Origin of the sequence: Litorilituus lipolyticus (genome assembly GCF_006439335.1) — a bacterium.
In the GTDB taxonomy this organism is placed as follows: Bacteria; Pseudomonadota; Gammaproteobacteria; order Enterobacterales; family Alteromonadaceae; genus Colwellia; species Colwellia lipolytica.
In genome coordinates, this window is the sequence record NZ_SAWY01000041.1 from 245,991 (window position 1) to 258,244 (window position 12,254).

The 12,254-nt window shown below is 37.6% G+C and carries 9 protein-coding genes and 1 riboswitch; of the genes, 6 read left to right on the plus strand and 3 right to left on the minus strand.

Annotated features, from left to right (window positions below; genetic code table 11):
• Positions 1-117: 117 nt before the first annotated feature.
• Positions 118-1,764, minus strand: coding sequence for a sensor histidine kinase (locus EPA86_RS17805; RefSeq protein WP_170309698.1), 1,647 nt, complete (start codon positions 1,762-1,764; stop codon positions 118-120).
• Positions 1,765-1,886: 122 nt separating this feature from the next.
• A complete protein-coding gene (locus EPA86_RS17810; protein WP_140605732.1) occupies positions 1,887-2,945 on the minus strand; it encodes a methyltransferase in 1,059 nt (352 codons plus the stop codon).
• Between the two features lie 224 nt (positions 2,946-3,169).
• Positions 3,170-3,411: riboswitch (Lysine riboswitch) on the plus strand.
• A gap of 107 nt (positions 3,412-3,518) precedes the next feature.
• Between EPA86_RS17810 and dapA the strand changes: the two genes are divergently transcribed.
• The 4 genes from dapA to EPA86_RS17830 all read left to right on the plus strand — a co-directional run bounded on the left by dapA (position 3,519) and on the right by EPA86_RS17830 (position 7,776).
• The gene (gene dapA / locus EPA86_RS17815) at positions 3,519-4,466 is read left to right on the plus strand and encodes a 4-hydroxy-tetrahydrodipicolinate synthase (RefSeq protein WP_246058469.1); all 948 of its coding nucleotides are present in this window, start codon (positions 3,519-3,521) and stop codon (positions 4,464-4,466) included.
• A gap of 49 nt (positions 4,467-4,515) precedes the next feature.
• Positions 4,516-5,265: a 2,3,4,5-tetrahydropyridine-2,6-dicarboxylate N-succinyltransferase gene (locus EPA86_RS17820; RefSeq protein ID WP_140605733.1), complete on the plus strand. Its 750-nt coding sequence runs from the start codon at positions 4,516-4,518 to the stop codon at positions 5,263-5,265.
• A gap of 92 nt (positions 5,266-5,357) precedes the next feature.
• A complete protein-coding gene (locus tag EPA86_RS17825) occupies positions 5,358-6,596 on the plus strand; it encodes a PLP-dependent decarboxylase (protein WP_140605734.1) in 1,239 nt (412 codons plus the stop codon).
• A gap of 28 nt (positions 6,597-6,624) precedes the next feature.
• On the plus strand, positions 6,625-7,776 hold the full coding sequence (locus tag EPA86_RS17830; protein ID WP_140605816.1) for a succinylglutamate desuccinylase/aspartoacylase family protein: 1,152 nt from the start codon (positions 6,625-6,627) through the stop codon (positions 7,774-7,776).
• An 85-nt stretch (positions 7,777-7,861) separates the two neighbouring features.
• On the opposite strand, the gene traF is transcribed toward EPA86_RS17830, so the two are convergent.
• A complete protein-coding gene (traF, locus tag EPA86_RS17835) occupies positions 7,862-9,109 on the minus strand; it encodes a conjugal transfer protein TraF (RefSeq protein ID WP_140605735.1) in 1,248 nt (415 codons plus the stop codon).
• A 141-nt stretch (positions 9,110-9,250) separates the two neighbouring features.
• Between traF and EPA86_RS17840 the strand changes: the two genes are divergently transcribed.
• Together EPA86_RS17840 and EPA86_RS17845 are read left to right on the plus strand one after the other, a co-directional pair.
• Positions 9,251-9,568: a hypothetical protein gene (locus EPA86_RS17840; RefSeq protein WP_140605736.1), complete on the plus strand. Its 318-nt coding sequence runs from the start codon at positions 9,251-9,253 to the stop codon at positions 9,566-9,568.
• Between the two features lie 79 nt (positions 9,569-9,647).
• Positions 9,648-12,182 carry a TonB-dependent receptor gene (locus EPA86_RS17845; protein ID WP_246058470.1) on the plus strand — a complete coding sequence of 845 codons (2,535 nt, stop codon included), beginning with the start codon at positions 9,648-9,650 and terminating at the stop codon, positions 12,180-12,182.
• The last annotated feature ends 72 nt before the right edge of the window (positions 12,183-12,254 follow it).

A 12,254-nucleotide genomic window follows, 5' to 3' on the forward strand; every position in this document is an offset into this window, starting at 1 on the left:
GTTTATATTTACACCAGCTTTGTTTGTCACAACTAATAACTTAAAGTACATGACATTATTAACAATTAATTAACTATGTTAGCTAAGTCATTACAAAAAAACAATCAGGACAGCGCTTTAGTTATCATTTTGTTGATTAGCTTCTAATTTTACCGGGAAAGTAATATCGAAACTAACCCCCTCATTTAACTCGCTTTCTACGTTGATATGGCCATCTAGCGCTTGCGTTACTAAGTTATAGACTAAGTGCATACCTAAGCCACTACCACCTGATCCACGTTTAGTCGTGGTAAATGGCTCAAATATTCTTGCTTTAATAGCGTCATTGATCCCGACGCCATTATCGCTATAAACCATATGAAGTTGGTCACTTAAGTTCATGACTTTAATTTCAATCTGCCTATTCTCAACGTCTTCAAAGGCATGGTAAATAGAGTTTAAAATTAAATTAATGAGGATTTGGTTAATAGGGCCAGGCTTACTCGTTACCAGTAAATCATCAGGGCACTGTAATTGGTAACTAACCGACGATGATTTTAATTTTGCTGCCAGTGTAATCAGTATTTCATCTAATAATTCTTTAACATTAAAAGTTCTTGATTCTGCACTAGATTGGTCAACAGCTACTTTTTTAAAGCTTGATATTAATTTTGCTGCTCGTTCTAAGTTTCTAAAAATGATTGAAACATTTTCCTCGCCATCATTGAGGAATTTTTTTAACTGACTAGATTTTAACGTTTTGTTTTCAAATGCTGATTTTATTTCGTTCAATTTATCAGAAAGCAAGCTTGAAGCTGTAACACCTAGACCGATTGGAGTGTTAACTTCATGAGCAATACCTGCCACCATATCACCAAGTGACGCCATTTTCTCTGTTTCAACTAATTGTCCTTGGAACTGGTGAAGCTTTTCTAATGTTGATAATAGTTCTTGGTTTGATTCTTTTAAGGCGTCAGTTCTTGAATTAACTTTTTCTTTAAGTTCATCATTTTTTTCAATTGCATGTTTATGCGAGTCTTCTAGGTTGGCAATATGTTTTTCAGTTCTATTTAGGAGAATATTGATGTTCTGTGCCAAAATATCTAATTCAGTAAAAGCTTGCTGCTCTATTCTCAACTGATAATTTTTACTTTGTGAAACTTGCTGAAGCCCTTCAACTACCGAAGATATAGGTTTTTGAGTATTGTTATATAATCTAAAAGCAATAATAGCTGCAAAGATAATGGCAACAGTGGATAAAATAAGCGCTAAATAAGTTAGTTTTTTAATGAGGTTATTCGTGTCATTTAAACTGGCTTGTAAATAAACGTGGCCTATAACTTTCTGACCTTGAGTTATTTTCCACATGAGTTCTAAGTAACTATCTTGATATCGAATACCTGATAATTTACCAATCTCAGTAATTTTGTCTTTTATGGCAGGATAGTTGTGGTTTTTATTGTAACTAGTAAAGAATTCAGCACCTTGATCTTCTGTAACTCGGTAAATATGAACTCTGTTAATAGTTGGGGTGAAAATGATTTGCTTGAGTTTTTCTTTTAACTCACCGTGGTTTTTTTCTATGCTGTCTTGTAAAAAAGGCGCACTTTGCTTTGCTATATATTTAGCCCAAGCTTGTGATTCCTGCTCTAATAACTGGCTTTCATACTCACGGCTCTTATCTATCAAAATGATAAAAGAGACTAATAAAACAATGCTGACCAGGCCAATAATATAATTTAGGTAATGGCCACGCAGTGATTTAATTTTTGTAATATTCGACATATTTTGGGCTTACCAAATCATCCAAAGAAATTTGAACCTATGTATGATAATTGTTTAAAAAGCTAAAGAATTCAACCTTTATCCTATTTAGCCATATGATTATTTTAAATATTAATAACTTATTAACATTGAGTATGGTAAATAGTGAAGCCTTGTTTACATTCTAATTGTTTAGTAACGCCAATTGATTGCTCCATAATGGGCTGATAACGCAAGAAACTGTTGGCGACTATAGTGATATTTGACTTAGCTAGCATATTGGCTTTAATGCCAGATAAAAATTGCTCTGTTGCATGGTAATGTGTTTTTATGCCCTGATGAAATGGAGGGTTAGAGACAATGTGTTGATATTTCTCATTTACCGTAGATAAACTATTTGAAGCAAATACTCGGCCGGTTAAGCCATTTATCTCTAAGGTTTTCTTCGCTGAGGTTAATGCTAATGCGTTTACATCAAGCATTGAAAGTTGACAATCAGGGTGCTTCTTCCCAATAAAACAACTAATAACGCCAGCCCCACAACCAAAATCAAGCACTTTACCCGACATCTGCTTAGGTAGGTTATTCAATAATAATGCTGTGCCGATATCTAATTGTTGCTGGCTAAATACACCAGGCAATGAAGCTACGGTTAAATTAATACCATCTATACTGAGTTGGTATTGTTTATACCACATATCTAGGTTAAATGGTCTAGTGCGGGCTTGCTCAGCAATTGAACCCGCAAATAACATGCAATGGCGAGCTGAATCGATTTTTTGGTAATTATCTATGTATTCAGGAATAAGTTTTTTACTCGATTGAATACCGCCTTTTTTCTCACCTACTAACAGTATTGTCGCATCAGGTGTTAAGTAGTTAGCAATCATAGCTAAAGTAAAAGGTAATTCAGCTTTGCTTTTTGGAAAAGTGATGATTGCTAAATCATGCAATTTCTCAGTTTGGTATTGACTATCAAACTGAGAACTAACGGTATCTTTATGTCGAGCGGATATTGCACTGTAGTCAATAAAGTTAGTGTTATAACAACTTATATGACTTTGTGGATTTAACGAGAGGTACTCGTTAATAAAACCATCTTCGGGCATGTTAACCAATAGCGGCTCTTTGCCTATAAGAAGGTGTGAGCTTCTAAGTAAAACTTGACTGGTACTTGATAAGCCGGATTGATTTATTGACATAAAAACCTAATTAACATCTGAAAAAAGCTAAAGATGTGAACACAATAATCCACATAAGATAGAAGAAAGCATTCTACCTGAAAAGGCCAAGAGCCCACAAGCATTGTACATTAAGTAAAGAATACGCATTGAATTGGTTAGTGAAAAGTGCTTTAATAGCGTCGTCCCTATTTTGACAGCTTGTGCTTTAGTTTTTTTGAAAACTTAAATACAAGCATGTCTAAGGGGTCAGAAGAGGAGCGTTAACCAGGTAGTTATTATTGTTTTAGGTGACTAAAACATGGAGATCAAACTCCAGTAATAATAATGAGGGGGATTAACGCCGAGATAAAGCCATATTTGATGATGGTTTTGTCGGTTGTTTATTGCCAAGTGTGTAAAGCATACTAACAATATTGGGCTGAATCCCAGCAACTGTCACTATTACCTAATAGATTAGGTAAATGAGTGGAGAGCTTCTGGCCTTTGCATTATCAGCCTAATGCACTCCGCGTGAGTGTTCTGCTCTTCATTGTAAACGCCTGATCTCTCCGAACTAAACTGCCAATAAGGCAATTAATGAGTTCGAGAGTAATGAATACTGAAAATTCTACCTCTGTTCGTCATATGCGGACAAAAGCCTGTTCTTTATGGACAGCATTAGTTACCCCATTTAATCAAGACAATACTATTGACTTTGATAGTATAAAAACTTTAGCAACAGCTCAGGCTGATTCTGGCAATGGTATTTTATTGCTAGGTAGCACTGGCGAAGGTCTTGCCCTTAATAAAGATGAGCAATTTGCTATTGTGGATTACGTCTGCAATCTTAAACTCAATACCCCTTTAATGGTGGCGGTTGCCGGTTATAATTTACCAGATCAAAAACAGTGGATAAAACGCTGTAATTCACTAGCTATTGATGCTTACCTTTTAGGTACTCCAATGTACGCCAAGCCTGGTGTAGTCGGCCAAACACAATGGTTTAGTCAATTACTAGATACGGCTGATTTTCCTTGCATGTTATATAACGTGCCCTCAAGAAGTGGTGTTGAAATTCCTGTTAAGACAGTTCAAGCACTACAAGATCATCCTAATTGTTGGGCGATGAAAGAAGCAAGTGGCGATATAAGTAAGTTCTTACAGTACCGTCAATTCTGCCCAAAAATTGAATTATTCAGTGGTGAAGATGCCATGATGCCTTATTTAGCACCTGCGGGTGTTAAAGGTTTAGTTTCAGTGTGTGCCAACGTTTGGCCTCAAGCTACGCTTGCTTATGTGAATCAATGCTTACATGGCTCGCCAGAGCAAAATCAAGAGCTCTTTCCTTTATGGGATAATGCAGTACAAGCGCTTTTTAGTGTTGCAAACCCCATTCCCGCAAAAGTACTGCTTCATCATCAGCAATGTATCAGTACCCCAACTTTGCGCGCCCCGTTGACTCATGAAGAGTTAACGGACAAAAGTGAGCTGTTAAATTATGACCAACAAATATCACTGTGGCTAACAAAAAATATACCCATAGCAAAACGTTTTGCTTAAAGCGTTTAAACCTTTTTATTGATTAATTATTTGAAAACCGGAGAAATACATGAACTGGCAAGATGTTTTAGCACAGTTAGAAGCGGGTACATTACGTGCAGCAGATCAAGATGAAAATGGCAACTGGCATGCCAATATTGCTGTAAAAGAAGGCATATTAGCGGCGTTTAAAGCAGGTGAAAACATCGCTTTTAGTGAAAACTATCAAGGCTTTGTTGATAAAAATAATTTACCTGCACGTCAATTTTCACCAAGTGATAATGTTCGCTTAGTACCGGGTGGTTCATCAGTACGAGCGGGTGCTCATGTGGCTCCTGGCGTTATTATTATGCCTCCTGCTTATATCAATGTGGGAGCTTTTGTGGATAGCGGCACTATGGTTGATAGTCATGCATTAATTGGCTCTTGTGCTCAAGTGGGTAAAAACGTCCATGTTTCTGCAGCTGTGCAAATTGGTGGTGTGCTTGAGCCTGTTGGCGCTAGCCCAGTAATCATTGAAGATGGCGCTTTTTTAAGTGCAGGTGTTGTCGTGGTAGAAGGGATTGTTGTAAAAAAAGGAGCGGTATTAGCACCAGGCGTGTCACTTTCTAAATCAGTACCTGTCTATGACTGTGTTAACAATGTAATGCGTAAGAAAGGTGCTGAAATTCCTGCTGGAGCTATTGTTGTACCTGGTACTCGTCCTGTTCAAAGTGAATGGGCGCAAGAGCAAGGCTTAAATATGGCGTGTGCGCTTATTGTAAAATATCGTGATAAGCAAAGTGATGCAGCCTTAGAGTTAGAGTCAATTCTACGATAAAAGCACTGTAACAATGATTACTTAGCTAAAGCGATGAGGCTAAGTAGTCATTCCCTTTTAGATAAACTTTATTTGAAAAAGCTGAGCCGATAATGACAACAATTCCTCCTTGGTATGATAGTAAACTAGCCTCTGTTATTGAGCAACATAGCTCACCAGAAGATGAACAAGCACTTTTTGTTTATCAATTAGATGCTTTAAGGTCACACTTAGAAAGATTACAACAGCAAGATGCAATTAAATTATGGTTTGCGGTAAAGGCCAACCCATTATCTAAGATATTACAAACACTCGATGGGGCAGGTTTTAATTTTGATGTGGCAAGTTCTGGTGAGCTGAATCAAGTGTTGGCGCAAGGTGTTCCTGCAAATCGTATTCTTAATACAGGTCCTGCAAAAACCAAAAAACAACTCGCTTCATTTGTTAAGCAAGGGGTTGAGACCTTTGTTGTCGAAAGTTTAAATCAGTTAACTTGGCTAAATGAGGCTGTTTTAGAGTATAACGAAACTGCTCAAAACACGGTAAAGCCAGTAGTTTTACTAAGGGTGCAGTTACAGTGGCAAGAAGGGGAAAAGAACCCTCTAGGTGGAAATAGCTTAACGCCTTTTGGTCTTTCGGTTGCCCAATGGCAAAGTATCTCGCTTGAGCAGTATCCTGCGTTAGATGTTTGCGGTTTACATATTTTTCAATGGGGCAATATGCTGAGCAATGAAAAAATGTTTTCATTATGGTCACAAATGGTGACGCCACTAGTTGAGCTGGCAAATAGCATTAAGATGACATTGAAAGTGCTTGATTTGGGTGGTGGTCTTGGTATTGATTATTTAGCAACAGATCAGCAGTTGAATTGGCAGCAAACCATTGAAGATCTTGCGGTGATTAAAGCGCAAGCAGGTGTCGAAGAGTTATGGTTAGAGCTAGGTCGTTTTGCTGTAGCAGAATGTGGCTATTATGTCGTGCCGGTTGTTGATAAGAAAGTGAATTATCAGCAAGAACAATTAGTACTGGCTGCGGGTATAAACCACTTATTACGTCCAGCAATAACAGATCAGCCTTTTCCTGTGCAGTTATTGAGAGATTCAAACCAGAAACTACAAAAGTTTGATATTCATGGACCTCTATGTACCAGTATGGACAAACTGGGGCATCTATCATTACCTAGCGATGTAGAAGTAGGAGATAAGCTTGTCTTTGGTTATTGCGGTGCTTATGGCTTTACAGAAAGTATGCCTTTTTTCTTGTGTCATGAGCTTGCGGCTGAATATGTTTATGAGCAAGGTGAAATGACACCTGTAAGGCCTGCAAAATCTGCCGCTAGTTATTTAGCTTAATCTTAATTTTCTTGAAAATAATATGAATATGTCAAACAGTAAAAATATTTTTAATAAAACCGTTATGCCTGTAGGTGAAATGGCAAGTGGCGCTAAATTAACCGTGCCTGTTTATTCCTATAAAACAGATGGTTTTGTCGGTCCTAGTGTTTATATTCAGGCGAATATGCATGGCGCTGAAGTGCAAGGCAACGCAGTTATTTTTCAACTTTTGGAATTATTAAAAGACTGCAATATTAAGGGTAATATTACCTTAGTCCCTTATGCGAACCCTGTGGCTTGTAATCATAAAAATGGCGAATACACATTAGGACGTTTTGATCCTATTACGGGGGTGAATTGGAACCGTATGTATCATTTTGACGAATCAGTCATCGCGCCTTTTGCTGATAAATTCATAGATGCAACTGATGGTGATATTCAGCAACAATTTAAACAATTAATGTTAAATGAAATTGAGCAAAAGCTTGAGCACAATATTTTTGGTTTAACTACAGGTCAGCGTATTGCTTACCAGCTTCAACGACTGGCTCATCAAGCTGATTTAGTGTTAGATCTTCACACAGGACCCATATCGAGTAAGCATTTATATTGTCCTGAATACGCCCAAGCCAGTGCCAGTTATTTTGATATACCTCATACCATCCTTATTCCTAATGATTTTGATGGTGCAATGGATGAAGCGACATTTTGTCCTTGGTGGTACTTACAGCAGGCATACGAAGCGAAAGGTCGAACATTTGAAATGGGCCAAGGAATCTTCAATAAAGAAAGCTTTACTGTTGAGTTAGGTTCGCAAGAGCAAATTGATTTAGATGTTGCGCACCAAGATGCAATGGGGATTTTAAGTTACTTACAGTACAAGGGTGTTATTGATGCCCCTAATTATCAACCACAAGAAATGACTCGTTATGCATGTTATTTAAAGGACTATAAAGCATTGTATTCTCCTATGGGAGGCATGGTTGATTACCTTGCTAATTTTGGAGAACCACTAGCTGCAGGCGAGCCGCTTGCACGAATATTGCGTATGGACAATTATGGAGATGGCGATCCTTTACATTATGTGGCGTTAGATCATCCTGTGCTACCTATACTGCATTTTGCTTCCGCCAGTGTGAATCAAGGAACCGAACTTTATAAAGTTTTTAGTAAATTCTTTGAACTCAACGCAGAGTAATTCGCTATTCTTTGCTAATAAAAAAGCACACTAAAGTGTGCTTTTTTATTATCTTGGTAGTGCTATTTTTAAGTAAATTGTTTCGTTATATTTTTAAACCAAACTCAATGGCTGCGCCGTATGTGTCATGGTCACCTATATAACCTGCAATATCGATAGAAACAACGTCCCAAGGTGATATACCAATCCCTGTTGTAACAATGTCAGCATCAATATCATTGAGATCTGCACGATAGCCTAATCTTAACTGTAAGTTTTGATAGAATTGAAATTCAGCACCAATACTGGCATATTTTGATGCCTTAATATCAATAAAACTTTCTCGGTCTGTTAAATCAAATTCAGTGGCTAAGGTAAGCCAGTCATTTTGATAACTAAACCCCGCTATACTGTAATTTTCAACTAAGAAGCTAATCATTTGCTCTGGGTGCTTAATCTCATGAGATATTAAGTTATTTGACACAATAGCGGCGTGCCATTGTCTTTCATCACCCCATGAAAAATATAAACCTAAGTCAATATTACCGTTTGACTCATCTGTTATATTATCTTCATTGCCTAAATCAAAGTCGTTATCGTTAAACTCACTAATATTCTTAGAGTTAAACAATAAATCAATGCGCTGATATTTTAGTTTCAAGCCAGCCGAAACATCATAGTGCTTACTATTAAGTACTTCACCACCAAGCATAATACCAGCTTCTGCAATAGAGTATCCAACGCCTGTTGCAGTTGATTTCAGCTCATCTAGATCCAAATAACCTGAGTCAATAGCGTCGCGTAAAAGTTGTTCATCAGTTTTATCATATTGAGTTAACCCACCGTATTTTCCATATTGGTTCGTAAATAAGCCAAAGCTTAAGTACTTATTAGGCACTATCACTTGAAAGCTTAGGCCATTTTGACCGTTAACCATTTTTGAATCTATAGCTGTTAAACCGGCGACGATGTCATCAACATCGGCATTTAAGTCTTCAGCAGGTAAGCCAAGGTTAATATTATCAGCAAGTCTTGCCAAATCATCTGCAATATTACCTCCATTATCTATAACGTTATATTCATCTGAGACTAAAATGCCAAGATTGAGGGAAAAATAAAAGTCATCGTCACTTTTATACTCAGTAAGTAAAGCAGGGTTACTAAGGGCATTAGTAAAGTCTAGGGTAATGCCAGTAAATCCTTGTCCGGCTCTTTTGGCATTAAAACTTTCTGCTTCACTTGGCAGGGAATAAGAAAGACAAAATACAGTCAAGGAAGCACAGCTTAAGTAGTGAAATAGATTTGCTAGCTTTTTTAGTTTTGATTGCTTTGGAGCAGGCGATGAAGTAGTCATAAGTTACCAATAAATAATGAAAAAACAGAAATAAAATAGGTAATCAACTTTAAGATTAGACTTTACTATTGGCTTTAGTCAATGAATATTCGTGAAATAATATTGATGATAGAAAGTGTGTGTTATATTATAACAAAAGTTATGATGTGTTCTATTAAGAAAAACTCGACCATACTGTCAAAAAGACAAAGAATAAGCCGTTACATTAGTGCATTTGCACTAGTGTTGTTTTTATGCGCTTTTTTCTCTCATAGTGAACATATCACCTCGCAAACATCACAGCTTGAACAACAAGAGTGTTATCTTTGTTCTCAGGGGCTAGATACCGTAAAAGCCAATCATTCAATTAGTTTATTGATTGCTCAGGTGTTTCAAGATGTAGCGATTAATACAGAATTAATGCTCGCGCAGTCCCCTTACTTTGGCCAACCCCTGTTAAGAGCCCCACCACGTTTCTAATTGTTTTATCACGAAGAATGTTTAGGTGCTCAGTTTAGCTGAGTTACCGCTTTGCTATATAAAATTTTTGGAAATTAAGATGTTTAAAAAAAGAATTGCTCAAACGAATGGTTTGAGTGAAAGTCCTGCTATTAAAAAAAATCCTGCTCACTCATTAAAAACGACTAAATCTGCTTTAGCTTCAGCAATCACAGCTATGCCATTATTTTGGTGTAGCCAGGTATTATCTGCTGAGATATCAGGCCAAATTGTTGATAAACAAGGCAACGCTATCGCCAATGCACAAGTGAGCTTAAAAGGGTTAGATAAAAAGCAAACCACCAGCCAAAATGGCTTTTTTGTTTTTAATGATATTGCCGAAGGCACTTTTGAATTACATACCAGTGCTAAAAACTACAGTCATGATTCTGTAATGGTAAAAGTAGGGCAAAGCAATATTACAAATTTAAGCATATCTCTATTACCTTCTGTCATTGAAGTTATAGATGTGCAAGGCAGTGTTTTACATGCATCAGCTATTGAATCAGCATTACCTGTCAATGTAATAGGTGGTGATGAGCTTAAGATGAAACAAGCGTCGACTTTGGGCGAAACATTGAAAAACGAAGTAGGCGTTCACTCGAGTTACTATGGACCTGTGGCAAGCTCGCCAATTATCCGAGGCTTAGACGGGCCAAGAGTCTTAATTACACAAAATGGCTTGGATGCTGGTGATGCTTCTAGGCTTGGGGCTGATCATGCAGTTGCCACAGAAACCAGTACAGCACAACAAGTTGAGGTTTTGCGCGGACCAGCAACACTCTTTTATGGCAGTGGTGCGATTGGTGGTGTCGTCAATGTTGTTGATAACCGTGTGCCAACAAGTAATGAATCTATAGCCGATTGGTTATTACAATATAATGATGTATCAAATGAGCAGCAAGCAGCAGTGAACTTACAAACCGGCTTTGATAACTGGGCTTTTCATGCCGATGCTTTCTGGCGTGAATCTAAAGATTATAAGCTCGCAGGTGAAGCCGAGCTTGATGATCATGATGAAGAACATGAAGGCCATGATGATGAGCATGAAGAAGAGCACAGTGATAGGTTAGCAAATAGTGCCTCAAAATCTGATGGTTTTACTTTAGGTAGTAGTTATTTATTTGACCAAGGCTTTGTTGGTTTTTCATATGGCAATATGACCCGTGAATATGGCATACCAGGCCATACGCACGGAGCGCATGAGGAAGAACATGAAGAACATGAGGAAGAGCACGAAGAGCATGAAGAAGAGCATGGTGTTTATGCAAAAATGAAACAAGACCGGCTGCAAATGCTCAGTGAGTTGAAGTTTGAAAAAACTTTTATTTCAAAATTAGCAACTAAGCTGGCCTATACCGACTATAGTCATGAGGAAATTGATGATGGTCAAGTAGGAACTCGTTTTGATAATGAAACATTTGAAGCGCGTGCTGATATCTATCATAAAGCCATTAATGATTGGCAAGGTGCTTGGACATTGCACTATAAACAGAGTGATTTTTCTGCAGAAGGAGAAGAGGCGTTTACACCGGCAAGTCTAACAAAAAATATTGCTGCTGCTTGGTTAGAAGAGAAACATGTTGGGGATGTCCTAGTGCAGTTGGGTGCACGAATAGAATATGTTGATATTGATGTAAATAATTATGAATTTGAACATGGACATGAAGAAGAGCATGGACATGAAGAAGAACACGGTCATGAAGAGAGTGTTATTTCGTTATCTAATCAATCATTTACTCCTTTAAGTGTTTCCTTAGGTTTAGTTTGGGATTATCAACCAGGCTATAATATTGGCGCATCTGCTGCCGTTTCTCAAAGGGCTCCGAGTGCTGGCGAACTGTTTGCTTTTGGACCACATATCGGTGCAAATACCTATGAAGTAGGTGCAATGTTTGTGGTAGAGCAAGAAGGTGAAGAGCTGCATGTTGAGTTATCTGAACAAAAGCCTAGCGTTGAAACATCCTACAATTTAGATCTTACTTGGCGAAAATTCTCTGGTGATTTTGGTTTTGTATTAAGTGCGTTCTATAACCAAATTGAAGACTATTACTATCAACAAGATACCGGCTATGTTTTTCATGACGAACACGAGCATAACGACGATGAGCATGGGGAAGAGTTGTCTGGGTTACCTGTAATGCAATATGTACAGGCCGATGCAAAGCTTTATGGTTTTGAAGCAGAAGTGGCTTATCAAATTTCAGATGAGTTCAAAGTTACTTTCTTGGGTGACTATATTCGAGCGAAATTAACTGATGTGCAAGAAGGTGAGAGTGATAACTTACCGAGAATTCCACCTTTACGGTTAGCAAGTATGCTCAATTATCAAGGCGAACAATTTGATGGTGAATTCAGTGTAAGCCATTACTTTAAACAAGATAACCTTGCCCAGTTAGAAAGTTCAACAGATGAATATACCATGGTTGACGCTCATCTTAATTACTATATTGATGGGATAGGCGATGACTTAGTGCTTTATATTAAAGGCCAAAACTTATTGAATGAAAATGCAAGAGTACACTCTTCATTTTTAAAAGATGTTGCGCCATTACCAGCAAGAAGCTTTAGTGTAGGTATTCGTGGTAGTTTTTAACATCTGCACGGCACGAATATAACAATGCCGATAAAATCTGGTGTATATCTGGATTTTATCGGCTAAAAAGCT

Excerpts from the sequence above, each read along its gene's own strand:
- EPA86_RS17820 (WP_140605733.1), top strand. The coding sequence starts at position 4,516 with ATGAACTGGCAAGATGTTTTAGCACAGTTAGAAGCGGGTACATTACGT.
- EPA86_RS17845 (WP_246058470.1), top strand. The coding sequence starts at position 9,648 with ATGTTTAAAAAAAGAATTGCTCAAACGAATGGTTTGAGTGAAAGTCCT.
- EPA86_RS17840 (WP_140605736.1), top strand. The coding sequence starts at position 9,251 with ATGATGTGTTCTATTAAGAAAAACTCGACCATACTGTCAAAAAGACAA.
- EPA86_RS17825 (WP_140605734.1), top strand. The coding sequence starts at position 5,358 with ATGACAACAATTCCTCCTTGGTATGATAGTAAACTAGCCTCTGTTATT.
- dapA (WP_246058469.1), top strand. The coding sequence starts at position 3,519 with ATGAATACTGAAAATTCTACCTCTGTTCGTCATATGCGGACAAAAGCC.
- EPA86_RS17805 (WP_170309698.1), bottom strand. The coding sequence starts at position 1,764 with ATGTCGAATATTACAAAAATTAAATCACTGCGTGGCCATTACCTAAAT.
- traF (WP_140605735.1), bottom strand. The coding sequence starts at position 9,109 with ATGACTACTTCATCGCCTGCTCCAAAGCAATCAAAACTAAAAAAGCTA.
- EPA86_RS17830 (WP_140605816.1), top strand. The coding sequence starts at position 6,625 with ATGTCAAACAGTAAAAATATTTTTAATAAAACCGTTATGCCTGTAGGT.
- EPA86_RS17810 (WP_140605732.1), bottom strand. The coding sequence starts at position 2,945 with ATGTCAATAAATCAATCCGGCTTATCAAGTACCAGTCAAGTTTTACTT.